This window comes from Streptomyces sp. NPDC058051 (assembly GCF_042885475.1).
Lineage (GTDB): Bacteria > Actinomycetota > Actinomycetes > Streptomycetales > Streptomycetaceae > Streptomyces.
Map to the genome: position 1 here is coordinate 335,504 of NZ_JBHVRW010000005.1, position 26,373 is coordinate 361,876.

Below are 26,373 nucleotides of genomic sequence, written 5' to 3' on the forward strand. Positions count from 1 at the left end.
ATTCGGACCTTCGGTAACACCTCGTCTCAACCCCCTGCGAGCTGCTCTGTTTGCCTCGAACGCCACAAGGGTGATCGAATGGATGATCGTCGGTGGGCCGCTGCTCCGACGAGGACGTCCAGCCGCCAGGCCCCACAGTGAATCGCCCCGGGGTAGGTGGAAGATGTTCGGCCGTTTGCTGGGAAGCAGGAGAGCGACGGTTGCCGCGCACGGCAACGCCCTTACGGGACTTGAGGTGCCGCGCACCGCAGGCATGCTCAGCTGCCGTGTGCTCGACGCCGTCAACGAGATCGTGCGGCAGGCCGAGTTCGTGGTCACGGACGGGGCGGGCCGCAAGGTGGTCGGTGGTGAGACGGACCCGCACGGCAACGTCCTCGCCACCGTTCCGGCCGGCGAGTACCGGCTGGCCGTCACGGCGGAGGGTTTCACTCCGTTCCACGGCACCGCCATGGTTGTCGAGGGCGGCCACGCGAACCTCGGCGATGTGACCCTGCAACTGTCCGCGCCCCCGCAGCTGCCCGATCCGGGCGAGTGGGAGGTCGATCCGACGCACTCACAGATCGGCTTCACGGCCCGGCACATCGGCATGGCGCGCATCCATGGCCGGTTCAACACCTTCGCCGGTGCCGTCCGGATCGCCGATCGCATGGAGGACTCGGCGATGCACGTGATCATCGACGCCGCGTCGATCGACACCAATGTCCAGATGCGCGACGACCATCTGCGCTCCAGTGACTTCCTCGACGTCGGGCGTTTTCCGACTCTGGAGTTCTACAGTGACCGCTTCGTCCACCGCGGCGGGATCCGCTGGGGTGTGACCGGCGCGCTCACGCTGCACGGCGTCAGCCGTACGGTCACGCTGGACACCCAGTACCTGGGCCTGGGCAGTGGGCTGGAGGGCGAGGCCCGCGCCGCCTGCCGGGCCACCACGGAACTGCACCGCGAGGACTTCACCCTCACCTGGCAGACCATGCTGGCACGCGGCATCGCTGTTGTCGGCTCCAGCATCTCCATCGACATGGACATCCAGATCGTCCCCAAGGGCTGAGCGCACAAGAGGACAGGCCGCGCCCCCTCCACGACGTGATCTCAGCCGCTCAGCTCCTGCGGCCGTTCGGCCGGTTCGGCCGGTTCGGCCGCTCAGGCGCTCAGGCGCGAGGCCGACGACGCCCCGGAAGGGCTGCCTGAACGCGTGGTACACGCGGCTGTTGCTCTCTCTAAGGCGCTTCGAGCCAGCCCTCGTACTCGCCGGCGAACGCGTCGAGCGCCGAGGAGTCCAGCCGCCCCGACGGATCCTCCACGACCACCAGCCACTGGGCGTCCTCGGCATCGTCCTCGCCCGCCAGGGCATCGCGTATGAGCTGGGGCTCCTCGGTGACCCCGAAACGGTCGCCGAGCTCTCCGGCCACCTCTTCCGCGGCATCGCGGTCGGGCAGCACCAGCACATGTCTCACATCGCTCACCTGCCCATCCTCCCGCACGAGGAAAGAGGAACGCTGTGCGGTCCCGCACGAGGAGGCTCCCAGCGTGCGGCGGCTTCCGCTCGCGCCGGCCTTCCGCTCGCGTCGGCTGTCCGCTCGCGTCGGCTGTCCGTACGAGGCGGTCAGGGAGTCCGGCGGGCTGTCGGTGGTGCGTGGGATGCTGGACGGCGATGGCCACCAGAAGGAATTCCACCGACGACCCGCTCGCCCCCCTCACGCTCGCCGTGGGACAGGAGGACCTGCTCCTCGACCGCGCTGTGCAACAGGTGGTGGCGGCGGCCCGCGCCTCCGACCCCGACACGGACGTCCGCGATCTCACCTCGGACCAGCTCCAGCCCGGCACCCTCGCGGAGCTGACGAGCCCGTCGCTCTTCGCCGAGCGCAAGGTGGTGATCGTGCGCAATGCCCAGGACCTCTCCGCCGACACGATCAAGGACGTCAAGGCGTACCTCGGCGATCCGGTCGAGGAGATCACCCTCGTTCTGCTGCACGCGGGCGGCGCGAAGGGCAAGGGGCTGCTGGACGCGGCGCGCAAGGCCGGGGCGCGGGAGGTCGCGTGCCCGAAGACGACCAAGCCGGCCGAGCGGCTCTCGTTCGTACGGTCGGAGTTCCGGGCGCTGGGGCGCTCGGCTACCCCCGAGGCGTGCCAGGCGCTGGTCGACTCCATCGGCAGTGATCTGCGGGAGCTGGCGAGTGCGGTCTCGCAGCTCGTCGCGGATGTCGAGGGAACGATCGACGAGGCGGTGGTCGCCCGCTACTACACGGGCCGCGCCGAGGCGTCGAGTTTCACCGTCGCCGACCGCGCTGTGGAGGGGCGGGCCGCAGAGGCGCTGGAGGCGCTGCGCTGGTCGCTGTCGACGGGTGTGGCGCCCGTGCTGATCACCAGTGCGTTGGCCCAGGGGGTGAGGGCGATCGGAAAGCTGTCCTCGGCGCGCGGGGGGCGTCCCGCGGACCTCGCCCGTGAGCTGGGCATGCCGCCGTGGAAGATCGACCGGGTGCGTCAGCAGATGCGTGGCTGGACGCCGGACGGAGTGGCCATGGCGCTGCTGGCGGTCGCGGATGCGGACGCGGGCGTCAAGGGCGGCGGCGACGATCCGGAGTACGCGTTGGAGAAGGCCGTGGTCGCGGTGGCGCGGGCGGCGCGGTCAGGCCGGTAGCCGGGGCGCGCCGATGCGGTCGTGTACGGCCTGGGCGGCAGCCGGAGCACGCCGGTGCGGTCAGGGCGGTCAGGGCGTAAGAAGCCAGGTGCGCAGTCCGCCCGCACCGCCCCCGGCCGCCGGGCAGACGGGACGGGGTAAGCCGACGGGGTACGCCGAAGGCCCCGGTCCCGCTCTGGGGAGAGCGGGGCCGGGGCCTTCGGTTCGCGCTTGGTGCGCCGCACCCGCGTGGCGAACGCAGGTTCGGTGTGCGGCGCGGGGGCCGGGCAGGGGCGGGAGAGAGGGCCCGCTGATCCGTTCCGGCGATCACATCAGAGAAGCTCAGCCCTGGAGGGAGGCAACCTTGGAGGCCAGCGCCGACTTCTTGTTGGCGGCGGCGTTCTTGTGGATGACACCCTTCGAGACGGCCTTGTCGAGCGCGCGGGAGGCGTCGCGAGTGGCCACGTTGGCCTTCTCGACGTCACCGGCGGCGACAGCCTCACGGGCCTTGCGGATAGCGGTCTTGAGCGAGGACTTGACGGCCTTGTTGCGCAGGCGCGCCTTCTCGTTCGTCTTGTTCCGCTTGATCTGGGACTTGATGTTCGCCACGAAAGAGCCTTTTCAGGTTCGATGGATCTTCGATGTGTGTCGAGCGGCCCGAAAGGGTCGCGAGGCACAGCTGACCACGGTACCAGCCCCACTCCGACCGGCCCAAACCGGTCTCCGCCCCGCAACCATGGGACGATGGAGGCTACGTATCGATCCGACCGAACCGACATCGACCCGAGACACGGCGTTCGGCGTCTCAAGAATCAGGACCCTGCGTGCCCGCGACTCCTACCCACGTGCCCGAGCCGAGCCGTACCGACCCGGCGCTGATCCGCAACTTCTGCATCATTGCGCACATCGACCACGGCAAGTCGACCCTTGCCGACCGGATGCTTCAGCTGACGGGCGTGGTCGATGCGCGGCAGATGCGCGCTCAGTACCTCGACCGGATGGACATCGAGCGCGAGCGCGGCATCACCATCAAGTCCCAGGCGGTGCGTCTTCCCTGGGCGCCCACCACGGGCGAGGACCAGGGGCGCACCCACATCCTCAACATGATCGACACCCCGGGCCACGTGGACTTCACCTACGAGGTCTCCCGCTCGCTCGCCGCCTGCGAGGGCACGGTCCTGCTGGTCGACGCCGCCCAGGGCATCGAGGCCCAGACGCTGGCCAACCTCTACCTGGCGATGGAGAACGACCTCACCATCATCCCGGTGCTCAACAAGATCGACCTGCCGGCCGCGCAGCCCGAGAAGTTCTCCGAGGAGCTGGCCAACCTCATCGGCTGCCGGCCGGAGGACGTGCTCAAGGTCTCCGCGAAGACCGGTGTCGGCGTGGACGCCCTGCTCGACCGGGTGGTCAAGGACGTCCCGGCCCCGGTCGGCGTGGCCGACGCCCCCGCCCGCGCGATGATCTTCGACTCGGTCTACGACTCGTACCGGGGCGTCGTCACGTACGTCCGTGTCGTCGACGGCCAGCTCAACAAGCGCGAGCGCATCAGGATGATGTCCACCGGTGCCGCCCACGAGCTGCTGGAGATCGGGGTCTCCTCCCCGGAGATGACCCCGGCCGACGGCCTCGGTGTGGGTGAGGTGGGCTACATCATCACCGGTGTGAAGGACGTCCGGCAGTCCAAGGTCGGTGACACCATCACCTCCCTGAACAAGGGCGCGACCGAGGCGCTGGGCGGCTACAAGGACCCCAAGCCGATGGTGTTCTCGGGCCTGTACCCGCTGGACGGCTCCGACTACCCGGACCTGCGCGAGGCGCTCGACAAGCTCCAGCTCAACGACGCCGCCCTGGTGTACGAGCCGGAGACGTCCGCCGCGCTCGGCTTCGGTTTCCGTGTCGGCTTCCTCGGTCTGCTGCACCTCGACGTGATCCGTGAGCGGCTGGAGCGCGAGTTCGGTCTCGACCTGATCGCCACCGCCCCCAACGTGGTCTACCGCGTGGACATGGAGGACGGCAGCGAGCACATCGTCACCAACCCGAGCGAGTTCCCCGAAGGCAAGATCGACAAGGTGCACGAGCCCGTCGTGCGCGCGACGATCCTCGCGCCCAGCGAGTTCATCGGCGCGATCATGGAGCTCTGCCAGAACCGGCGCGGCACCCTGCTCGGCATGGACTACCTCTCCGAGGACCGGGTCGAGATCCGCTACACCCTGCCGCTCGCCGAGATCGTCTTCGACTTCTTCGACCAGCTGAAGTCCAAGACGCGGGGGTACGCCTCCCTCGACTACGAGCCCACCGGCGAGCAGAGCGCCCAGCTCGTCAAGGTCGACATCCTCCTGCACGGCGACAAGGTCGACGCGTTCTCCGCGGTCACGCACAAGGACAAGGCGTACGCCTACGGCGTGCGGCTCGTCGCCAAGCTGCGCGAGCTCATCCCGCGGCAGAACTTCGAGGTGCCGATCCAGGCCGCCATCGGCTCCCGGGTCATCGCCCGTGAGACCGTCCGCGCCATCCGCAAGGACGTCCTCGCCAAGTGTTACGGCGGTGACATCTCCCGTAAGCGGAAGCTGCTGGAGAAGCAGAAGGAGGGCAAGAAGCGGATGAAGATGGTCGGCAACGTGGAGGTGCCGCAGGAGGCCTTCATCGCCGTGCTGTCGACGGACGAGTCGGGCGGGGACGGCAAGGCCAAGAAGTAGCTTCCGGTCGTGAGGCCGACGGGCCCCCGTGTCGCAACGTACCGCGACGCGGGGGCCCGTTTGTTATGAAGCGGCGCCCTATTGCCTCTTACGCGGCGGACGCGGGCGCTCTACCCTGATCACGGCCTCTTAGTTACTCGCCAGTTAAACAAGCGGGGCCGAGCGCCGCAGCCGCAGGACAGGAAACAGGACGAGCGTGCCAGGACGGGCAACGCAGGACCAAGCGCACACACGAGCGCGGGAACACACGTAGGAACAGCACCTAGCAGTCAGCAGCAATCAGCAGCCGGTCGTGAAGCACTGCCGCAGGCCCGGAGGATGTCGTGAGCGACACACAGACCTTGATCGAGAACCGACCGCCCTCCGTGGCGAACCTCTTCATCGACCGCGTGGAGGCCACCCCGGACAAAGAGGCCTACCGCTACCCGGTCCCCGCGGCCACCGGCGAGGGGCCCGACGACTGGAAGTCGCTGAGCTGGGCGCAGGCTGCCGAACGGGTGTACGCCATCGCGGCAGGGCTGATCGGTCTGGGTGTGCGGCCGGAGGAGCGGGTTGCGCTCGCCGCCAGTACGCGAGTGGAATGGATCCTCGCCGACCTCGGCGTGATGTGCGCGGGAGCCGCCACCACGACGGTCTACCCGTCGACCAAGGCCGAGGAGGCGGCGTTCATCCTCTCCGACTCCGAGAGCCGCATCCTGATCGCCGAGGACGCCACTCAACTGGCCAAGGCCCGCGAGCGCCGCACCGAACTGCCCCACCTCGCCCATGTCGTCGTCATCGACGCCGAGGGCGCAGAACCCGCCGAGGGCGATCCCGAGGGCTGGGTGCTCACCCTCGCCGAGCTGGAGGCCCGCGGCGCGGAGCACCTCGCCGAGCACCCCGACGCGATCAAGGAGCGGGTCGCCGCCATCACGGCCGATCAGCTCGCCACCCTGATCTACACCTCGGGCACCACCGGCCGCCCCAAGGGCGTACGGCTGCCGCACGACAACTGGTCGTACATGGCCAAGGCCACCGTGGCGACGGGTCTCATCACCCAGGACGACGTCCAGTATCTGTGGCTGCCGCTCGCGCACGTCTTCGGCAAGGTCCTCACCTCGGGGCAGATCGAGGTCGGGCACGTCACCGCCGTGGACGGGCGGGTCGACAAGATCATCGAGAATCTGCCGGTCGTCCAGCCGACGTACATGGCCGCCGTCCCCCGTATCTTCGAGAAGGTCTACAACGGCGTCGCCGCCAAGGCGCGGGCCGGCGGCGGGGCCAAGTACAAGATCTTCCAGTGGGCGGCCGGGGTCGCCCGGGAGTACGCGACGGTCTCACAGGACAACTTCCGGCGCACCGGCGTGGCCTCCGTCCCGTTCGGACTCGGTGCCAAGCACAAGGTCGCCGACACCCTCGTCTTCGCCAAGATCCGTGAGGCCTTCGGCGGCCGGCTGCGCGCCTGCATCTCCGGCTCCGCGGCACTCGCCCCCGACATCGGCTACTTCTTCTCGGGCGCCGGCATCCACATCCTGGAGGGCTACGGCCTCACCGAGACCAGCGCCGCCTCCTTCGTCAACCCGGGCGAGGCCTATCGCACCGGCACGGTCGGCAAGCCGCTCCCCGGCACCGAGGTACGGATCGCCGACGACGGCGAGATCCTGCTGCGCGGCCCCGGCCTGATGCAGGGCTACCAGGGGCTCCCGGAGAAGACGGCCGAGGTGCTGGAGGCGGACGGCTGGTTCCGCACCGGCGACATCGGCGAGCTGTCCGTGGACGGCTACCTCCGGATCACCGACCGCAAGAAGGACCTGATCAAGACGTCCGGCGGAAAGTACATCGCTCCGGCGGAGGTCGAGGGACAGTTCAAGGCGGTCTGCCCGTTCGTCTCGAACATCCTGGTGCACGGCGCGGACCGCAACTTCTGCACCGCTCTGATCGCGCTCGACGAGCCGACCCTCCTCGGCTGGGCCGCCGAGAACGGCCTGGGCGGCAGGACGTACGCCGAAGTGGTGGCGTCCCCGCAGACCGTGGAACTCGTCGAGGGCTATGTGAAGCGGCTCAACGAGGGGCTGCAGCGCTGGCAGACCATCAAGAAGTTCCGGCTGCTGCCCCGCGATCTCGACATCGAGCACGGCGAACTGACGCCCAGTCTCAAGCTGAAGCGGCCGGTCGTCGAGCGCGCGTACAAGGACCTCATCGACGACATGTACGTGGGAACCCGCGAGGTCTGACCCCGGACCTTCCCGCCGCAGGCCGCACGGTGCGGCTGCTCCTGTTCTTCTCCGCTCACTTTCTCCGCTCACTTCGGCAACTCGTCGCTTATGGGCAGGGTCCATCTGTCACTCTGTCGGTGTCGTCAGCGGCGCCAGAGAACAGAGCAAGATACAGACAGAGCGAGAACAGGTCAGGAGCTGCACCGTGGGGCCCATTCCCTTGCAGCGGGACATCGTTCAGCGTCCCGGTATCACCGTCGGCCATGCGGACGCACGGCCCGTCGCCCATACGTCCCTGCCCGGAAACCTCCTCGCGCCCTCCGCCGCCCGCCGGTTCGTCCAGGCCGCGCTCACCGAGTGGACCCGGCTCGGACTGCCGACGGCCGTCGGCGTCAGTGAACGCCTGGCCGACGACGCGGCGGTCGTCGCCAGCGAACTGGTCACCAACGCGGTCGTGCACGCCGGGACCAACGTCGAGGTGCTCTGCCGGCTTGAGGAGGCCGTCGAGGACGAGGCCGCGGCCCTGGTGCTGGAGGTCTCCGACCACCACCCGGCCCGCACCGTGCGCAGCGAACGCGAGGAGGACGACGGCGCGGCGGACACGGCAGCGGGAGCCGCCCACTCCGAGGCCGAGGACCCCGACGACTACGGGCGCGGGCTCCAGCTCGTCGGCACCCTCGCCGAGCGCTGGGGCATCACCTACCGCACCGGCCTCAAGACCGTCTGGGCCCGGCTTCCCGTCGACGACTGGAATCCGTTCCCCGAACCGTCGGAAGAACCCGGTCTCCCGCAGGGGCTGCGTGCCGCCGAACTGCTCGCCCCCAGCGCCCGCCGGGCCCTGCGCGACGACGCGGACTGGGCCGGCCGCGGCGCGCTCTCGTTCCTCGCCGAAGCCTCGGACCTGCTCGCGGGCCAGCTCGACGAGGACATCGTCGCGGCGCTCTCGGGACAGTTATTGGTGCCCAGACTCGCCGACTGGTGCGCGATCTGGCTGGAGCCCGAGAACGGCGGCCCCTCGGCCGTTCCCAGGCTCGCCAGCGTCTGGCACCGGGACGAGGCCGAGACCGGGCAACTGCGTGCGGCACTGGAGCAGGACCCGATCCGGCTGCCCGAGCGGGTGGGCACCGGGCCCGTCTCTCTGCCCGGGAGCGAGGAGGACGAGGCCGAGGGGGAATCCGACGGGCGCGCCGCCTCCGCCCTCGCCTACCGGATCACCTCGGGTGGCCGGACCCTCGGCGCCGTACTCCTCGGCCGGGAGGACATGGCACGCGTCCCCGACGAAGTGACCGCCCTGATCGAGGACTTCGTACGCCGCGTCGGCCTCGCTGTCGGCGCCGCCCGCGCCTATACCCGGCAGGCCACCATCAGCCGCATCCTGCAACGCGCCCTGCTGCCCGGCAAGGTCGCCGACATACCCGGTGTCACCAGCTCACTGGTGTACGAGCCCAGCGACGACGGCGTCGTCGGCGGTGACTTCTACGACATCTTCCCGTGCCCCGGCGACCGCTGGTGCTTCGTCCTGGGCGACGTGCAGGGCAGCGGACCCGAAGCAGCCGTCGTCACGGGCCTCGCCCGCCCCTGGCTGCGGCTGCTGGCCCGGGAGGGCTTCGGCGTCGGCGAGGTGCTGGACCGGCTCAACAGACTGCTCCTCGACGATGCGATGGAGGCTGCCGAGGCGGCTGCCCTCATGGTCGCCGCGGCGGGCGGCCAGCAGACGGCGGACACCGGACAGTCCCGCTTCCTCTCCCTGCTGTACGGCGAACTCGTGCCGCTGCCCGGTGGTGGCGTGCGCTGCACCCTCGCCAGCGCAGGCCACCCGCTGCCGCTGCTGCTGCGGCCCGATGGAGAGGTGCGCCCGGCCGCCGAGCCGCAGATGCTGCTCGGGATCTTCGACGACGTCGCCTACGAGAGCCAGAGCTTCGATCTCGCGCCCGGCGACAGCCTGCTGTGCGTCACGGACGGTGTGACGGAGCGCCGCTCCGGGGTGCTGATGTTCGACGACGAGGACGGCCTGGCCCAGGCGCTGGCCGACTGCACCGGACTCTCGGCGGACGGGATCGCGGACCGGATCAAGCGCGCCGTGCACGAATTCGCCGAGCGGCCGCCCGACGACGATCTGGCGCTGCTGGTGCTCCAGGCGGGGTGAGAGGCGGCGCGTGGGCGCGGCGGACGTGGCGGGCGTGGCGGTCCGTGATCCCCGGCGGGACCGGACGGTTCGGCGGCGAGTGACAATGGGCGGTATGCCTTCCGTACTGCCCGATGGTGAACCCGTACCCGACGACGGCGCGCTGCCGCGCCATGCCCTGGAAGGCGCCGCCGACCGGCCTCTCGGCTTCTACCTGCACGTTCCCTACTGCGCGACCCGCTGCGGGTACTGCGACTTCAACACCTACACGGCCACCGAGCTGCGCGGCTCGGGCGGTGCGCTGGCCTCCCGCGACAACTACGCCGCCCATCTGATCGGCGAGGTCCGCCAGGCCCGCAAGGTCCTCGGTGACGATCCGCGTCCGGTCCGTACGGTCTTCGTGGGCGGTGGCACACCGACCCTGCTGGCCGCCGCGGACCTGGTCCGGATGCTGGGGGCGATCCGCGACGAGTTCGGGCTCGCGGACGACGCCGAGATCACCACCGAGGCCAACCCGGAGTCCGTCGGTCCGGCCTATCTGGCCGAGCTGCGGGAGGGCGGCTTCAACCGGATCTCGTTCGGGATGCAGAGCGCCCGGCAGCACGTGCTGAAGATCCTGGACCGCACACATACGCCGGGGCGGCCCGAGGCGTGCGTCACCGAGGCGCGGGAGGCAGGCTTCGAGCACGTCAACCTCGACCTGATCTACGGCACGCCGGGGGAGTCCGACGACGACTGGCGGGCCTCGCTGGACGCGGCGATCGGGGCGGGGCCCGACCATGTGTCGGCGTACGCGCTGATCGTCGAGGAGGGCACACAGCTGGCCCGGCGGATCCGGCGCGGCGAGGTCCCGATGACCGACGACGACACCCACGCGGACCGGTACCTGATCGCGGACGAGGTGATGGCCGCGGCGGGCTTCTCCTGGTACGAGGTGTCCAACTGGTCCCGCACGCCCGAGGGCCGGTGCCTGCACAACGAGTTGTACTGGCGCGGCGCCGACTGGTGGGGCGCCGGCCCCGGAGCGCACAGCCATGTCGGCGGGGTGCGCTGGTGGAACGTGAAGCATCCGGGTGCGTATGCGCAGGCCCTGGCCGAGGGACGGTCGCCCGGGGCCGGGCGCGAGATCCTCTCCTTGGAGGACCGGCGGGTCGAGCGGATCCTGCTGGAGCTGCGGCTCGCGGACGGGTGCCCGTTGTCGCTGCTGGCACCGACCGGGCTGGCCGCGGCGGAGCGCGCGGTCGAGGACGGGCTGCTGGAGCGCGCCCCGTACGGCGAAGGGCGAGCGGTGCTCACCCTGCGGGGGCGGCTGCTGGCGGACGCGGTGGTCCGGGACCTGGTGGACTGAGCACCGGGGCCGGTGCGGGACGAGGCGCCCGCGGCTGACGCCCTGTGCGCCCCCGCAGACCGTATGGGCCCCCGCCGGGCTGTACGAGCCTCCACGGGCTGTACGCGCCCCGATACGAGCCTCCACGGGCTTTACGCGCCCCCATACGAGTCTCGGCGGGCCGGTACGCGCCCCCGCGGGGCCGTACGCGCCCCCGCGGACCCGGTACGCCCGCGGCAGCCCCCATGCCTCCGTCGTCACGAAGCGACCGCTATGCCTCCGTCGTCACGAAGCGGCCCCTATGCCTCCGTCGTCACGAAGTCGATGAGATGTTCCACGGAGCCCAGCAGCGACGGTTCCAGATCCCGGTACGAACGCACCGTGGACAGGATGCGCTGCCAGGCCGCGCCGGTGTTCTCCGGCCAGCCCAGCGCGCGGCACACGCCCGTCTTCCAGTCCTGGCCGCGCGGGACCACCGGCCAGGCCGCGATGCCCACGGACGACGGCTTCACCGCCTCCCACACGTCGATGTAGGGGTGGCCGACCACCAGCACGTCCGGGTTCGACACCTGGTCCGCGATCCGGGACTCCTTGGAGCCGGGAACCAGGTGGTCGACCAGGACACCCAGCCTGGCGTCCGGGCCGGGCGAGAACGCGCGCACGATGGCCGGGAGGTCGTCGATGCCCTCCAGGTACTCGACGACCACGCCCTCGATCCGCAGGTCGTCGCCCCAGACCCGCTCGACCAGCTCCGCGTCGTGGCGGCCCTCCACGTAGATCCGGCCGGCCCGCGCGACCCGGGCGCGCGCCTCCGGTACCGCGACCGACCCCGAGGCGGTACGCAGCGGACGTGCGGGACCGGCCGCCGAGGGACGCACGAGGGTGACCACCCGGCCTTCCAGGAGGAAGCCGCGCGCCTCCATCGGGAACACCCGGTGCTTGCCGAACCGGTCCTCCAGGGTCACGGTCGGGCCCTGGGCCGTCTTCTCGCAGCGGATCACGGCACCGCAGAAACCGGTGGAGACCTCTTCCACCACCAGATCGGGCTCGGCGGCGACCTCGGGAACGGGGGCGGACCTCTTCCACGGCGGGGTCAGGTCCGGCTGGTAGCTGCGCATCGGATGACGATAGGACGATCAGGTGTCACGACACGCCGAAGAGTGCGGCCAGCCGGTCGCGCTGGTTCCGCACGAACGCCGCGTCCACCACCGCCCCGTGGCCCGGAACGTACACCGCGTCCTCGCCACCCAGCGCCAGCAGCCGGTCCAGCGCGGCCGGCCAGCGGGCCGGGACGGCGTCGGGGCCCGCCTGCGGTTCACCGGACTCCTCGACCAGGTCGCCGCAGAGCACCACCGCGGGGGAGCCGGGCACGAGCACCGCGAGATCGTGACCGCTGTGGGCGGGGCCCACGTTCGCCAGCAGCACCTGACGGCCGCCGCCCAGATCGAGCGTCCACTCGCCGCACACCTCGTGCCGCGGCACCACCAGCGCATCGGTGGCCTCGGCCGCATCGTGCTCGGACACTCCGTGGCGCACCGCGTCGGCGCGCAGAGCGTCCGCCCCGCGCTCCAGCAGGGCGGCCATGCCGACGGCTCCGTACACCTGGGCGCCGGAGAAGGCGCCGATGCCCAGGACATGGTCGAAGTGGGGGTGGCTGAGTGCGATATGCGTCACCCTCCGACCCAGCAGGGTCTGTGCCTGGGACCGCACCCGGACGCCTTCGCGGAGGGTCGAACCGGTGTCGTAGAGCAGCACTCCGTCCGCTCCGGCGACCAGCGCGACGGTCGCGTCCCACCCGGGAAGACGGCGTCTGCCCACTTCGTGACCGAGTCGCTCCCAGCCGGACTCTTCCCAAGAGGCGTTCATACCAGGACGCTATCGGCAACGACCTGCGCAGTCCCGCGATACCGTGACCGGTCGCTCTTGCTAGCCCCCCACTCCGCCGCCGTACACTGACCGGGGGGTTGCTGGCACTCGTGAGGACAGAGTGCCAGGCGGATTCCTGGGAACGGAACAGGAACGGCCCGAGAACCACCGAGGAAACTCAGCTGGAGGTGTGCGCGATGCTCAGCGAACGCAGACTCGAAGTGTTGCGCGCCATCGTCCAGGACTATGTCGGCACCGAGGAGCCCGTGGGCTCCAAGGCGCTCACCGAGCGGCACAAGCTGGGGGTCTCCCCGGCCACCGTCCGCAACGACATGGCGGTGCTGGAGGATGAGGGCTTCATCGCCCAACCCCACACCAGCGCGGGACGCATCCCCACGGACAAGGGGTACCGGCTCTTCGTCGACCGGCTCGCGGGCGTCAAGCCGCTCTCGTCGCCGGAACGCCGCGCCATTCACCATTTCCTCGACGGTGCGGTCGACCTCGACGACGTCGTCGGACGCACCGTGCGGCTGCTCGCGCAGCTGACCCGGCAGGTCGCCATCGTGCAGTACCCCTCGCTGACCCGGTCGACGGTCCGGCATGTGGAGCTGCTGTCGCTGGCGTCCGCCCGGCTGATGCTCGTGCTGATCACGGACACCGGCCGGGTCGAACAGCGCATGATCGACTGTCCTGCTCCGTTCGGTGAGACCTCTCTCGCCGATCTGCGGGCCCGGCTCAACAGCCGGGTCGTCGGACGCCGTTTCACGGACGTCCCGCAACTGGTGCAGGATCTGCCGGAATCCTTCGAGAGCGAGGACCGGGGAACCGTGTCCACCGTGCTCTCCACCCTGCTCGAAACCCTCGTCGAGGAGACGGAGGAGCGGCTGATGATCGGCGGCACCTCCAACCTCACCCGCTTCGGGCACGACTTCCCCGTGATGATCCGGCCGGTGCTGGAGGCATTGGAGGAGCAGGTCGTGCTGCTGAAGCTGCTCGGCGAGGCCACGGACTCGGGCATGACCGTACGGATCGGGCACGAGAACGCCCATGAGGGCCTCAACTCCACGTCCGTCGTCACGGTCGGCTACGGTTCGGGCGACGAAGCAGTCGCCAAACTCGGCGTGGTCGGACCGACCCGCATGGACTACCCCGGAACGATGGGAGCGGTACGCGCAGTGGCACGTTACGTCGGACAGATCCTGGCGGAGTCGTAAGTGGCCACGGACTATTACGCCGTACTCGGCGTGCGCCGCGACGCATCTCAGGACGAGATCAAGAAGGCATTCCGGCGGCTCGCTCGCGAGCTGCATCCGGATGTGAACCCCGATCCGAAGACGCAGGAGCGGTTCAAGGAGATCAACGCCGCCTACGAGGTGTTGTCGGATCCGCAGAAGAAACAGGTCTACGACCTCGGCGGTGACCCGCTGTCCGCCTCCGGCGGCGGTGGCGCGGGCGGATTCGGACAGGGTGGCTTCGGCAACTTCTCCGACATCATGGACGCGTTCTTCGGTACGTCGTCGCAGCGCGGACCCCGTTCGCGCACCCGGCGCGGCCAGGACGCGATGATCCGGCTGGAGATCGATCTGGCCGAGGCCGCGTTCGGCACGACCAAGGACATCCAGGTCGACACGGCCGTCGTCTGCAAGACGTGCAACGGCGAGGGCGCCGCCCCCGGCACCTCCGCCCAGACATGTGACATGTGCCGCGGTCGCGGCGAGGTCTCCCAGGTCACCCGGTCCTTCCTGGGCCAGGTCATGACCTCGCGGCCCTGCCCGCAGTGCCAGGGCTTCGGCACGGTCGTGCCGACGCCCTGCCCGGAGTGTGCCGGTGACGGCCGCATCCGGTCGCGGCGCACGCTCACCGTGAAGATCCCCGCCGGTGTCGACAACGGCACCCGCATCCAGCTCGCGGGCGAGGGCGAGGTCGGCCCCGGCGGCGGCCCGGCCGGCGATCTGTACGTGGAGATCCACGAGTTGCCGCACGCGGTGTTCCAGCGCCGCGGCGACGACCTGCACTGCACGGTCACCATCCCCATGACGGCGGGCGCGCTCGGCACCAAGGTGCCGTTGGAGACGCTCGACGGCCTGGAGGAGGTCGACATCCGGCCCGGCACCCAGTCCGGCCAGTCGGTGCCGCTGCACGGGCGCGGCATCACGCATCTGCGGGGCGGTGGGCGCGGTGATCTGATCGTGCACGTCGAGGTGATCACCCCGACGAAGCTGGAACCGGAGCAGGAACGACTGCTGCGGGAGCTGGCGAAGCTGCGCGGCGAGGAACGGCCCACCGGCCAGTTCCAGCCCGGGCAGCAGGGGCTGTTCTCCCGGCTGAAGGACGCCTTCAACGGTCGCTGACGGCATCCGTACACCCTCGTCCGACGCGGGACGGGCTCGCCTGCCGAGCCCGTCCCGCGTTTGAGGGCAAATCGGACCGCAGGCCCCGCACGCCGTGATGCACGGGACGTGACACGATGCGGTCATGTCATCCCTGTTGACCGATCTCTGCCGGTATCCGATCGTGCAGGCCCCCATGGCGGGAGGTGTGTCCGGTCCGGGGCTCGTCGCGGCCGTCGCCGAGGCGGGCGGACTGGGTTTCCTCGCCGCCGGGTACAAGACGGCGGACGGCATGTACCACGAGATCACCCAACTGCGCGGGCTGACCGGTCAGCCCTTCGGTGTCAACCTCTTCATGCCGCAGCCCGGTCTCGCCGACCCGAGCGCCGTCGAGGTGTACCGGCACCAGCTCGCCGGTGAGGCCGCCTGGTACGAGACCCCGCTCGCCGACCCGGACGTCGGCGCCGACGACGGCTACGAGGCCAAGCTCGCCATCCTGCTGGAGGACCCGGTCCCGGCCGTCTCGTTCACCTTCGGCTGCCCGACCCGCGACACCCTCGACGCGCTCGCCGCTGCCGGCACGTACACCGTCGTGACGGTCACCACGCCCGAGGAGGCCCAGACCGCCCAGTGGTCGGGGGCCGACGCGGTCTGCGTGCAGGGCGTGGAGGCGGGCGGCCACCAGTCCACCCACCACGACGACCCGCAGGCCGACGGCACCGGGATCGGGCTGCTCTCCCTGGTGGCCCAGGTCCGCGAGACCGTACAGGTGCCGGTCATCGCGGCGGGCGGGCTGATGCGCGGATCCCAGATCGCCGCGGTGCTCGCCGCGGGCGCGGAGGCGGCACAGCTCGGGACGGCGTTCCTCGCCTGCCCCGAGTCCGGCGCGCATCCGCTGCACAAACGGGCACTGACCAACCCGCTGTTCGTACGGACGGCCCTGACCCGGGCGTTCTCCGGACGCCCGGCCCGCGGCCTCGTCAACCGCTTCATGCGCGAGCACGGCCCCTACGCCCCCGCCGCCTACCCGCAGGTCCACTACCTGACCGCCGGGCTGCGCAAGGCGGCGGCTGCGGCAGGTGACGCCCAGGGCATGGCACTGTGGGCGGGGCAGGGGCACCGGATGGCACGCGAGCTGCCGGCCGGCCGGCTGATCGAACTGCTCGCCGAAGAACTGGACGCCGCACGGACGGCAGTGAGCACAGGGAGTACGCAGTGACCGCACCGGTCTTCGTCGTCGAACAGGTCCCCGAAGGGCCCGAGTTCGTCCTGGAAGGATCCGAGGGACGGCACGCCGTATCGGTGAAGCGGCTGCACGCCGGTGAGGAGGTCGTGCTGACGGACGGCCACGGCCGTTGGACGGAAGGCGTGGTCAGGACCACCGAGGGCAAGGACCGCCTCGTCGTCACCGGTCTGGTGACGGCCCATGAGGAGCCGTGGCCCGCACCCCGCATCACCGTCGTCCAGGCCCTGCCCAAGGGTGACCGCGGTGAGGTCGCCGTCGAGACGATGACGGAGACCGGCGTCGACGCGATCGTGCCCTGGCAGGCCTCGCGCTGCATCACGCAGTGGAAGGGCGAGCGCGGCCTCAAGTCACTCGCGAAATGGCGCAACGCCGCCCGGGAGGCGGGCAAGCAGTCGCGCCGGGTGCGCTTCCCCGAAGTGGCGGACGCGCTGACGACCACACAGGTCGCCGCGCTTCTGGCCACGGCGGACTTCGCCGCCGTCCTGCACGAGGACCGGGGCCACGACAGCGAGCCGCTGGCCACCGTCCAACTCCCCACCCAGGGCGAGATCGTGCTGGTCGTCGGCCCCGAGGGCGGGGTGTCTCCGGACGAACTGGCGGCCTTCGTCGCGGCGGGCGGACGGGTCTGCCGGCTCGGCGCGTCCGTCCTGCGCACCTCGACGGCGGGCACCGCGGCGACGGCGCTGCTGCTGGGGCGCACCGGCCGCTGGGCGTGAGCCCCCTCCGGTGCGCCTGCGCCGCCCCGTGGTGACCGCAAGCCGTCTACCGTCCCGTGGGGGAACGGTGGGAAGCTGCCCGTATGGGGACATCAAGGGCATGGGCTCAGGGAAGAACGCGTCGTTTTCTGGCCGCGTCCGCACTCGCGGGCGCGGCCGTCGCAGGGGTCGTGGCCTGTGAGCCGACGGGCAGTCTCAACTCCGCGTCCATCGCCGTGACCACCGGCCTGACCGGCACCAGCGCCCTGGAGCGCAACGGGGTGGACGTGCGGTGGCTGAACTGCACCGCCGACATGGACGGGGACCGGGTCGTGGGCGCGTCGCCGCCGGCCCCCTCCGTGCACCGGACCGCGGCCGTCGACTGCGCCGGAAGGACCGCGAACGGCCAGGACATCTCGATCACCGGCAAGGTGACCCAGGAACTCGACGGGCGCTGTGTGCGCGGCGACCTGACCGCCAGGACCGGCGGGAAGGTCGTCTTCCGGGCGGATGCGCTCGGCAATTGCACCGCCGCTTTGCCGGCCGGCCGCGCACAGCCTCCGAGGGGCGCCGCCGGTGCCGCCCGGCCGACCGTCACCGTGACGGTCACGGTGACCGAATCGCGCTGGGGCAAGTGACGATGTCCGGTGCCCGGCCGCCCGGCGTACTCCGGCCACCCGGTTACGCGGAGCAGGCGGGCGGCCTAGGGTGATCTCCGTGACGCAGCCTGCCTACCTCCGATACCCCCATGTCCAGGGCGATGTGATCGCCTTCACCGCCGAGGACGACGTCTGGTTGGCGCCGTTGGACGGCGGCCGAGCCTGGCGCGTCAGCGCCGACAACCGGCCCGTTTCCCATCCGCGGATATCGCCCGACGGAACCCGCGTCGCCTGGACGTCCACCCGGGACGGGGCGCCCGAGGTGCATGTCGCACCGGTCGACGGCGGCCCCGCCGAGCGGCTCACGTACTGGGGCGATGCCCGGACCTCCGTACGCGGCTGGACACCCGAGGGCGACGTACTGGCCATCAGCACCCAGGGCCAGGCGTCGCTGCGGCGCAGCTGGGCCAGGGCCGTCCCGGTCGACGGCGGGCCCGCGCGGACCCTGCCGTACGGGCCGGTCGGCTCCCTCGCGTACGGGCCCGGCGGGCGGGCGCTGCTGCTCTCGGCCACCATGGGGCGCGAGGCCGCCACGTGGAAGCGATACCGCGGCGGTACCGCGGGCAAGCTGTGGATCGCGGAAGAAGGCGTGACCGACGGCCCGGTACCGTTCGTACGGCTCCACGAGGACCTCGACGGGAACATCGAATGCCCGATGTGGGTGGGCGACCGTGTCGCCTTCCTCTCGGACCACGACGGCGTGGGAGCGGTCCACTCCTCACGGCCCGACGGCTCGGACCTGCGCAGGCACACCGGCGTCGAGGGGTTCTACGCCCGCCACGCGACCACCGACGGCACCCGCGTCTGCTACGCCTCGGCCGGTGAACTGTGGCTGCTGGACGACCTCGAAGGCGCCGAGCCCCGCCGCGTCGACATCCGGCTGGGCGGCCAGCGGGCCGACCTCCAGCCCCACTCCGTGCACGCCGACAGCAACTTCGACTCCGCGTCCCCGGACCGTACGGGCCGCGGCAGCGCCGTCGGGACGCGGGGCGCCGTCCACTGGGTCACCCACCGCGAGGGACCGGCCCGGGCACTCGCGGTCGAACCCGGCGTACGGGCCAGAATGCCCCGCGCCTTCCAGGCCGACGGCGACCAGCACGTCGTCTGGGTCACCGATGCCGAGGGCGACGACGCCCTGGAGTGCGCTCCCGCCACCGGCACCGCGCCGGGCGCCGCACCGCGTCGCCTCGCCGCGGGCCGTATCGGCAGGGTGCTCGACCTGGAAGCGGCCCCGGACGGCAGCCGGTTCGCCGTCGCCGCGCACGACGGACGGGTACTGATCGTCGAGCGGGAGAGCGGCGAGGTCCACGAGGTGGACCGCAGCGAACACGGCGACGCCTCCGGCCTCGTCTTCTCCCCCGACTCCTCCTGGCTCGCCTGGTCGCACCCCGGACACGAGCCGCTCCGGCAGCTCAAGATCGCGCACCTCGCCGATCTGTCGGTCACCGAGGCGACCCCGCTGCGTTTCCGGGACTTCGCCCCCGCGTTCACCACCGACGGCAAGCACCTCGCGTTCCTCTCCGAGCGGTCCTTCGACCCGGTCTACGACGCCCATGTCTTCGACCTGGCGTTCATCGGCGCCTGCCGGCCGCATCTGCTGACGCTCGCCGCCACCACGCCCTCCCCGTTCGGGCCGCAGCGGCACGGCCGCCCGACCGAGAAGGAGAACCGCGGCGAGGGCGAGGACAACCCGACCGCACTCCCCGTCACCCGGATCGACCTCGACGGACTCGCCGACCGGATCGTGCCGATGCCCGTCGAGGCCGCCAGCTACTCCGGACTGCGCGCCGCGAAGGACGGGCTGCTGTGGCTGAGCCACCCGGTGGCCGGAGTGCTCGGCACGAGCGGTGCCACGCCGGACTCCCGGCGGCCCGAGACCGTCCTCGAACGGTACGACCTGGAGAAGCTGCGCAGCGAGGAACTCGCCTCGGACGTCAGCGGGTTCGCGGTCAGCGGCGACGGCAAGCGGATCGTGATGCGCACCCGGGGCAAGCTGCGCGTCGTACCGTCCGACAGCCGCGTCCCGGCCGACGACGACCACGACGGCGACGGCGTCACCGTCGACCTCTCCCGGATCCGCCGGACCCTCGACCCGGCCGCCGAGTGGCGTCAGATGTACGACGAGACCGGACGCATCATGCGGGACAACTTCTGGCGCCCCGACATGGGCGGCGTCGACTGGGACGGGGTCCTGGACCGCTACCGCCCGGTGCTGGACCGCGTCGCCACCCACGACGACCTGGTGGACCTGCTGTACGAGGTGCACGGCGAGCTCGGCACCTCGCACGCCTATGTGACGCCGCCCGGCGGATGGCGCGACGAATCGACCCGGCAGGGGCTGCTCGGCGCCGACATCTCCCGTACGGACGAGGGAAGTTGGTGCATCGACCGGATCCTGCCGTCCGAGACCTCCGACCCGGAGGCCCGCTCGCCGCTCGCCGCCCCCGGGGTGGCGGTGCGCGTCGGCGACGCGATCCTCGCCGTCGACGGCCACCCGGTCGACCCGGTCGCCGGGCCCGGACCGCTGCTCACCGGCTCGGCCGGCAAGCCGGTCGAGCTGACCGTCTCACCGGTGGACGGCGGCGATCCGCGCCATGTCGTCGTCGTACCGGTCGCCGACGAGGAGCCGCTGCGCTACCACGCGTGGGTCGCCGACCGGCGGGCGTACGTCCACGAGCACTCCGGCGGACGGCTCGGCTACCTCCACGTCCCCGACATGGTCGGCTCGGGCTGGGCGCAGATCCACCGCGACCTGCGGGTCGAAGTGGCCCGTGAGGGGCTGATCGTGGACGTCCGGGAGAACCGGGGCGGCCACACCTCGCAGCTGATCGTGGAGAAGCTCGCCCGGCGCATCGTCGGCTGGGACCTGCCGCGCGGGATGCAGCCGTACAGCTACCCGGACGACGCGCCGCGCGGTCCCGTGGTCGCCGTCGCCAACGAGTTCTCCGGCTCGGACGGTGACATCGTGAACGCCGCGATCAAGGCGCTGCGCATCGGACCGGTGGTCGGTACGCGCACCTGGGGCGGAGTGGTCGGCATCGACAACCGGTACAAGCTCGTGGACGGGACGGCGATCACCCAGCCCAAGTACGCGTTCTGGCTGGAGGGTTACGGCTGGGGCGTGGAGAACCACGGCGTCGATCCCGACGTCGAGGTCGTGATGGCGCCGCAGGACCACGCGGCGGGGCGGGATCCGCAGCTCGACGAGGCGGTCCGGATCGCTCTCGCCTCGCTGGCGGAGACGCCCGCGAAGCGGGCGCCGCAGCGGCCGGGGGCGTAGCCGGCCCACAGGGGTGCGGGGCCCGGCCCCGCACCCCCCGCCCGTCCGGGAGGACGGGTGGCGGAACGGGCCGGCCGCGGGCGTACCCCAGCGGGCGCCCCGCACCCCGACCGCCCCGATAGCATGCCTGTGCACCGATCACCACCGACCGAGGAGCCGGCCCCATGGCGGGAGAACCGCAGCCCGACTGCCTGTTCTGCAAGATCGTCTCCGGTGAGATCCCGGCAACCATCGTCCGGGAGACCGAGACCACCGTCGCCTTCCGGGACATCAACCCCCAGGCCCCCACGCACGTACTCGTCATCCCCCGCGTCCACCACGCCGACGCCGCCGCCCTCGCCGCCGCCGAGCCGGCGATCGCCGCCGACATACTGCGCGAGGCCGGGCACATCGCCGCCGACGAGAAGATCGTGGACAGCGGCTACCGGGTCGTCTTCAACACCGGCTCGGGGGCCGGCCAGACCGTCTTCCACGCGCACGCCCACGTCCTGGGCGGCCGCGGACTCCAGTGGCCCCCCGGCTAGGGCCGGTCACCCACCATGTCCGTACGCGAACTCGTGGTCCTCGGCACCGCCAGCCAGGTCCCGACCCGGCACCGCAACCACAACGGCTACCTGCTCCGCTGGGACGGCGAGGGCATCCTCTTCGACCCGGGTGAGGGCACCCAGCGGCAGATGCTGCGGGCCGGCGTCGCCGCGCACGACATCGACCGGATCTGTGTCACGCACTTCCACGGCGACCACTCGCTGGGACTGGCCGGGGTGATCCAGCGGATCAACCTCGACCAGGTCCCGCACCCCGTGACCGCGCACTACCCGGCGAGCGGACAGCAGTACTTCGAGCGGCTGCGGTACGCGACCGCCTACCGCGAGTCCGTCGAGCTGACCGAGGCCCCGGTCAGCGCCGACGGGGTGCTCGCCACCACGGACGCGTACACGCTCAGCAGCCACCGGCTCTCGCACCCCGTCGAGTCGTACGGCTACCGGCTCGTCGAGCCCGACGGGCGCCGCATGCTGCCCGCGCTCCTCGCCGAGCACGGAATCAAGGGGCCCGACGTCGGCCGGATCCAGCGCGAGGGCGCCCTCGGCGGCGTCACCCTCGACGACGTCTCCGAGCGCAGGCGCGGTCAGCGGTTCGCGTTCATCATGGACACGAGACTCTGCGACGGCGTGCACGTGCTCGCCGAGGGATGCGACCTGCTGGTCATCGAGTCGACCTTCCTCGACGAGGACGAACGGCTCGCCACCGACCACGGCCACCTGACCGCCGGACAGGCGGCCCGGGTCGCCCGCGAGGCGGGCGTACGGCACCTCGTGCTGACGCACTTCTCGCAGCGGTACGACGACCCGGCCGCCTTCGAGACCCAGGCCCGCGCCGCGGGGTTCGAGGGCGAACTGACCGTCGCCCAGGACCTCAGCCGGGTCTCCGTGCCCAGCCGGCGTCCCTGAACACATCAGCACCACCTTGTGAGCGTGAAATACCCGTGCACCTCCCCAAAGCCGAACTCCACCTCCACATCGAAGGAACGCTCGAACCCGAGCTGGCCTTCGCACTCGCCGAACGCAACGGCGTGCGGCTGCCGTACGAGACCACCGACGAGCTCCGCACCGCCTACCTCTTCGACGACCTGCAGACCTTCCTCGACCTGTACTACGCCCTGATGGCGGTCCTGCGGACCGAGCAGGACTTCGAAGAGCTCGCCGACGCGTATCTGACCCGCGCCGCCGCCCAGGGCGTCCGGCACGCCGAGATCTTCTTCGACCCGCAGGCGCACACCGCCCGCGGCGTCCCGATCGGCACCGTCGTCGAAGGGCTCGGCCGGGCGCTGGACCGCAGCGAGGAGAAGCACGGCATCTCCACCCAGCTGATCATGTGCTTCCTGCGCGACCGGTCCGCCGAGTCGGCGCTGGAGACCCTCCGGTCCGCGAAGCCGCACCTGCACCGGATCAGCGCGGTCGGCCTCGACTCGGCGGAGGTCGGACACCCGCCCGTCAAGTTCCGCGAGGTGTACGAGGCGGCTGCGGCGCTCGGACTGCGCAAGGTCGCCCACGCAGGCGAGGAGGGCCCGCCCGCGTACATCAGGGAGGCGCTGGACGTGCTCGGGGTCGAGCGCATCGACCACGGGCTGCGCTGCATGGAGGACCCGGACCTGGTGAAGCGGCTGGCCGCCGACCGGGTGCCGCTCACCCTCTGCCCGCTGTCCAACGTGCGGCTGCGCGCCATCGACACGCTGGAGGAGCACCCCCTGCGCGCCATGATGGCCGCCGGGCTGCTCTGCACGGTGAACTCCGACGACCCCGCCTACTTCGGCGGATACGTCGGGGACACCTTCCATGCCGTCCACGAGGCGCTCGGCCTCGACCGCGAGCAACTGCGCACACTGGCCCGCAACTCCTTCGAGGCGGCCTTCCTCGACCACGACGAGGAGCGCAGGGCGCGCTATCTGGCCGAGGTCGAGGCGTACGAGTTCGACTGACCGGCGCCGCCCGACGGGCCGGCCGTCCGGAACGCGTTCCTGACCGGCCGCCTGCGGCGCAGCGCGGGCAGGCTGATCTCCGTGACGGCCTGCTCGGGCGCGCCCAGCTGGGGCACGGCCCCGGGCACCGCCCCGGTGGTGACGGCCAGCAGCGCGGCGGGCGCGCCACCCCTGCGGCGCACCGATCCCGGCACCAGCGGACGGCCGCCGGTGTGCAGGGCGACGGCCGTGACCGGGGCCGCGACCAGGAGTGTGACGGCGCCCAGGACCATGCCCATGACCGGGTAGCCGGCCTGCTCGGACAGCACACTGCCGAGGACCGGTCCGCAGGCCACGCCCACGGACGATGCGGAGCCCGCGAGTACCGCCCAGCGCCCGCGCACGTCCAGGGAGGCGGCCAGGCCGATCAGGTACGACAGGACCACCGGGTAGACGGTGTTCCACAGGATCTCGCCGGTGGCGAACGAACCGAGGTCCCCGGCCGACGAGCTGAGCACGATGCTCGCCGCGATGATGACGGTGCCCAGACCGATCGGTACCGCCCGGCCGAGCCTGGCGCCCAGCATTCCGGCGCCCATCACCCCGAGCAGGCCCGCACCGAGCGCGGCGGCGAACACCGCCCCGACCGTGACCTCGGAGAGCCCGGCCTGAGCCGTACCGATCCGGCCGCTGACGCCCCACAGCGCGTTCTGGGCCATGGACCAGACGAGCATGCCGCCCGCCAGCACGAGGCCGGAACGGCGGTGCGGCAGCCGGCCGGTGGCGGGCGCAGCCGGGCCCCCGGGCGTGCTGCCGCCGAGTCGTGCGGTGGCGGGCCAGACGAGCAGCGCGGCCAGGGCGATCGAGGCGAACGGCAGCCGGTGGCCGCCGCCGAGGTGCGGGATCGTCAGATAGAGGGCGCCCGCCGTCGCGGAGACGCTGAGCAGGCCGAGCGACGAGGTCCGGTGCGGATCCCGCTGGGCGGCGATGCCCGACGCGGCCACCGCGGTCGCCGTACCGGAACCGAGGCCGCCGATCACCACGCCCGCGACCACCAGCGGCACGGACCCCGCCAGCGCCGCGCAGCCGTACCCCACCGCGGCCAGCACCAGTCCGATCCGCGCCGGCCTGCGCGGCCCGCATCTCTCGACCCGGCCCGCCAGCGTGAAGCCGGCGGTCGCCGAGCTCAGCAGCAGGGCGCTGCCCACCAGCCCGGCCTGGGCCGTACTGAGGCCCAGATGGACGGAGAGCCGCCCGACGATGGTGGGGAGCAGGTAGGCGGCGAGGTAACCGGCGGTGAAGACGGCTACCAGAGGCCACGCGGCGCGCGGGCGCGAGGACATGGGCGTTCCTGAAGACATGCCGAAGGAGGCAGAGAAGGCAGGGGAGGGCAATGCGGGACACACAGGGAGAGGCGGGGCACACCACGGCAACTCGTGCCGACGGGACTCGCGGGCCAATTTGTATCAACTGCGCCCGGTCGGCCGAAAGGCGCCCATGTGTGTTCTGGGTCACATATGCGTTTACTCTTCTGGGGTTCGGGTAGCAGCAGCCGTCCCCGCAAGCGTCGCCTTCACGTGCCGGGTCCTGACCGGCCCGTCGAAGCGGCGGCGCGGACCCTCCGGTTACGCGGCTCGATCGGGCACACTGGCCAGATCTGCCACGACCGGGGAGCGCAAGGTGAGCACAGACAATCCAGGTGTCGACCCACTGGACGGGCTGCGCGCCCCGCAGGACCCGGACTGCGACGTCTTCCTCACCGGCACGGTCTTCCTCGACATCATCTTCACCGGCCTGGACAGCGCCCCGGTGCGCGGCACCGAGTCCTGGGCGCGCGGCATGGGCTCCAGCCCCGGCGGGGTCGCCAACATGGCCACCGCGCTGGCCCGGCTCGGACTGCACACCTCACTGGCCGCGGCATTCGGCGACGACCACTACGGCGAGTACTGCTGGGACGCCCTGGAACAGGGCGAGGGGATCGACCTGTCCATGTCGCACACCGTCCCCGGCTGGCACTCGCCGGTGACCGTCTCGATGGCGTACGAGGGCGAGCGGACGATGGTCTCGCACGGCCACGAGGCACCCGGCCCCGCGGGCACCTCCGACGCCCCGGCCCCCGTCGGGGAGGCCGCGTTCCCGAGCTGCCCGCCCCGCGCCCGCGCCGCCGTGGCCTCGCTCGCCCCCGGCCGCAGCGAGCCCTGGGTCGCCAAGGCGGCCAGGAACGGCGCCCGGATCTTCGCCGACGTCGGCTGGGACGAGACCGGCCGCTGGGACCTGGACGCCCTCACCGACCTGGAGCACTGCGAGGCCTTCCTCCCCAACGCCGAGGAGGCGATGCGCTACACCCGCACCGACTGCCCGCGCGCCGCCGCCCACGCCCTGGCCGAGCGGGTGCCGCTCGCCGTGGTCACCCTGGGCTCCGAGGGCGCGTACGCGGTGGACGCGGCGACCGGGGCGAGCGGGGTGGTACCCGCGATCGAGGTCGAGGCCCTGGACCCGACGGGGGCGGGCGACGTCTTCGTCGCCGGATTCGTCACCGGCACCCTGGCGGACTGGCCGCTGGCCGACCGGCTGGCCTTCGCCGGACTCACCGCGGCGCTCTCGGTGCAGGAGTTCGGCGGATCGCTGTCGGCTCCGGGCTGGGAGGAGATCGCCGCCTGGTGGCAGCAGGTCCGCACCTGCGCCGGCCAGGATCCGGCGGCGCTCCAGCGGTACGCGTTCCTCGACGAACTGCTGCCCGCCGCCGCCCGGCCGTGGCCGCTGCGCCGCGCCGTCCCGACGATCGGCTTCCGCCGTCCGGCGTAACCCCGGGGCACAGGTGTTCGTGGTGCGCACGCAAAAGCCCTCGGCGTTGTCGGCGCGGAGTCGTAGGCTTGGTA

21 protein-coding genes are annotated in these 26,373 nt (G+C 71.6%); 16 read left to right on the forward strand and 5 right to left on the reverse strand.

The window, feature by feature from the left end; genetic code table 11:
* Positions 1–163 precede the first annotated feature (163 nt).
* Positions 164–1,048 carry a YceI family protein gene (locus tag ACFVUT_RS11455; RefSeq protein WP_389645530.1) on the forward strand — a complete coding sequence of 295 codons (885 nt, stop codon included), beginning with the start codon at positions 164–166 and terminating at the stop codon, positions 1,046–1,048.
* 169 nt (positions 1,049–1,217) lie between these two features.
* On the opposite strand, the gene ACFVUT_RS11460 is transcribed toward ACFVUT_RS11455, so the two are convergent.
* On the reverse strand, positions 1,218–1,463 hold the full coding sequence (locus ACFVUT_RS11460; RefSeq protein WP_389645532.1) for a hypothetical protein: 246 nt from the start codon (positions 1,461–1,463) through the stop codon (positions 1,218–1,220).
* A gap of 188 nt (positions 1,464–1,651) precedes the next feature.
* Here ACFVUT_RS11460 and holA point away from each other — a divergent pair, with 188 nt between their 5' ends.
* Positions 1,652–2,638: a DNA polymerase III subunit delta gene (gene holA / locus ACFVUT_RS11465; protein ID WP_389645534.1), complete on the forward strand. Its 987-nt coding sequence runs from the start codon at positions 1,652–1,654 to the stop codon at positions 2,636–2,638.
* 321 nt (positions 2,639–2,959) lie between these two features.
* Here the strand turns inward: holA and rpsT are convergent, their stop codons facing one another.
* A complete protein-coding gene (gene rpsT / locus ACFVUT_RS11470) occupies positions 2,960–3,226 on the reverse strand; it encodes a 30S ribosomal protein S20 (RefSeq protein ID WP_389645537.1) in 267 nt (88 codons plus the stop codon).
* Between the two features lie 215 nt (positions 3,227–3,441).
* On the opposite strand from rpsT, the gene lepA reads away from it, so the two are divergent.
* The 4 genes from lepA to hemW all read left to right on the forward strand — a co-directional run bounded on the left by lepA (position 3,442) and on the right by hemW (position 10,984).
* Entirely contained in the window at positions 3,442–5,316 is a 1,875-nt protein-coding gene (gene lepA / locus ACFVUT_RS11475) for a translation elongation factor 4 (protein WP_389645539.1), read from the forward strand.
* Positions 5,317–5,639: 323 nt separating this feature from the next.
* Complete coding sequence (locus ACFVUT_RS11480) at positions 5,640–7,529, forward strand: AMP-dependent synthetase/ligase (RefSeq protein WP_389645542.1); 1,890 nt, start codon at positions 5,640–5,642, stop codon at positions 7,527–7,529.
* Positions 7,530–7,731: 202 nt separating this feature from the next.
* Positions 7,732–9,657 (forward strand): SpoIIE family protein phosphatase, encoded by a 1,926-nt coding sequence (locus ACFVUT_RS11485; RefSeq protein WP_389645778.1) that lies wholly within the window; start codon positions 7,732–7,734, stop codon positions 9,655–9,657.
* Between the two features lie 85 nt (positions 9,658–9,742).
* Positions 9,743–10,984: a radical SAM family heme chaperone HemW gene (gene hemW, locus ACFVUT_RS11490; protein WP_389645544.1), complete on the forward strand. Its 1,242-nt coding sequence runs from the start codon at positions 9,743–9,745 to the stop codon at positions 10,982–10,984.
* Positions 10,985–11,262: 278 nt separating this feature from the next.
* Here the strand turns inward: hemW and ACFVUT_RS11495 are convergent, their stop codons facing one another.
* Positions 11,263–12,081, reverse strand: a complete 819-nt coding sequence (locus tag ACFVUT_RS11495; RefSeq protein ID WP_389645547.1) for a DUF3097 domain-containing protein — start codon at positions 12,079–12,081, stop codon at positions 11,263–11,265.
* Positions 12,082–12,106: 25 nt separating this feature from the next.
* A complete protein-coding gene (locus ACFVUT_RS11500; protein WP_389645549.1) occupies positions 12,107–12,829 on the reverse strand; it encodes an MBL fold metallo-hydrolase in 723 nt (240 codons plus the stop codon).
* Positions 12,830–13,026: 197 nt separating this feature from the next.
* On the opposite strand from ACFVUT_RS11500, the gene hrcA reads away from it, so the two are divergent.
* From hrcA to ACFVUT_RS11545, 9 genes are all read left to right on the forward strand, one after another.
* Positions 13,027–14,043, forward strand: coding sequence for a heat-inducible transcriptional repressor HrcA (hrcA, locus tag ACFVUT_RS11505; RefSeq protein WP_389645552.1), 1,017 nt, complete (start codon positions 13,027–13,029; stop codon positions 14,041–14,043).
* Positions 14,044–15,180, forward strand: coding sequence for a molecular chaperone DnaJ (gene dnaJ, locus ACFVUT_RS11510; RefSeq protein WP_389645555.1), 1,137 nt, complete (start codon positions 14,044–14,046; stop codon positions 15,178–15,180).
* 124 nt (positions 15,181–15,304) lie between these two features.
* Positions 15,305–16,378, forward strand: coding sequence for a nitronate monooxygenase (locus ACFVUT_RS11515; RefSeq protein ID WP_389645558.1), 1,074 nt, complete (start codon positions 15,305–15,307; stop codon positions 16,376–16,378).
* Positions 16,375–17,121, forward strand: coding sequence for a 16S rRNA (uracil(1498)-N(3))-methyltransferase (locus ACFVUT_RS11520; protein WP_389645560.1), 747 nt, complete (start codon positions 16,375–16,377; stop codon positions 17,119–17,121). The genes ACFVUT_RS11515 and ACFVUT_RS11520 overlap by 4 nt, the downstream gene beginning before the upstream one ends.
* An 83-nt stretch (positions 17,122–17,204) precedes the next feature.
* Positions 17,205–17,738, forward strand: coding sequence for a hypothetical protein (locus ACFVUT_RS11525; protein WP_389645562.1), 534 nt, complete (start codon positions 17,205–17,207; stop codon positions 17,736–17,738).
* 79 nt (positions 17,739–17,817) lie between these two features.
* Entirely contained in the window at positions 17,818–21,039 is a 3,222-nt protein-coding gene (locus ACFVUT_RS11530; protein ID WP_389645565.1) for a S41 family peptidase, read from the forward strand.
* Positions 21,040–21,203: 164 nt separating this feature from the next.
* Complete coding sequence (locus ACFVUT_RS11535; protein WP_389645568.1) at positions 21,204–21,563, forward strand: histidine triad nucleotide-binding protein; 360 nt, start codon at positions 21,204–21,206, stop codon at positions 21,561–21,563.
* Positions 21,564–21,578: 15 nt separating this feature from the next.
* Positions 21,579–22,487, forward strand: a complete 909-nt coding sequence (locus ACFVUT_RS11540) for a ribonuclease Z (protein ID WP_389645571.1) — start codon at positions 21,579–21,581, stop codon at positions 22,485–22,487.
* Between the two features lie 35 nt (positions 22,488–22,522).
* Positions 22,523–23,515, forward strand: a complete 993-nt coding sequence (locus ACFVUT_RS11545; protein WP_389645573.1) for an adenosine deaminase — start codon at positions 22,523–22,525, stop codon at positions 23,513–23,515.
* Here ACFVUT_RS11545 and ACFVUT_RS11550 read toward each other — a convergent pair.
* Complete coding sequence (locus ACFVUT_RS11550) at positions 23,479–24,837, reverse strand: MFS transporter (protein ID WP_389645576.1); 1,359 nt, start codon at positions 24,835–24,837, stop codon at positions 23,479–23,481. The two genes, ACFVUT_RS11545 and ACFVUT_RS11550, sit on opposite strands and share 37 nt — an antisense overlap.
* Before the next feature lie 337 nt (positions 24,838–25,174).
* On the opposite strand from ACFVUT_RS11550, the gene ACFVUT_RS11555 reads away from it, so the two are divergent.
* Positions 25,175–26,299: a carbohydrate kinase family protein gene (locus tag ACFVUT_RS11555; protein ID WP_389645579.1), complete on the forward strand. Its 1,125-nt coding sequence runs from the start codon at positions 25,175–25,177 to the stop codon at positions 26,297–26,299.
* Positions 26,300–26,373: the final 74 nt, after the last annotated feature.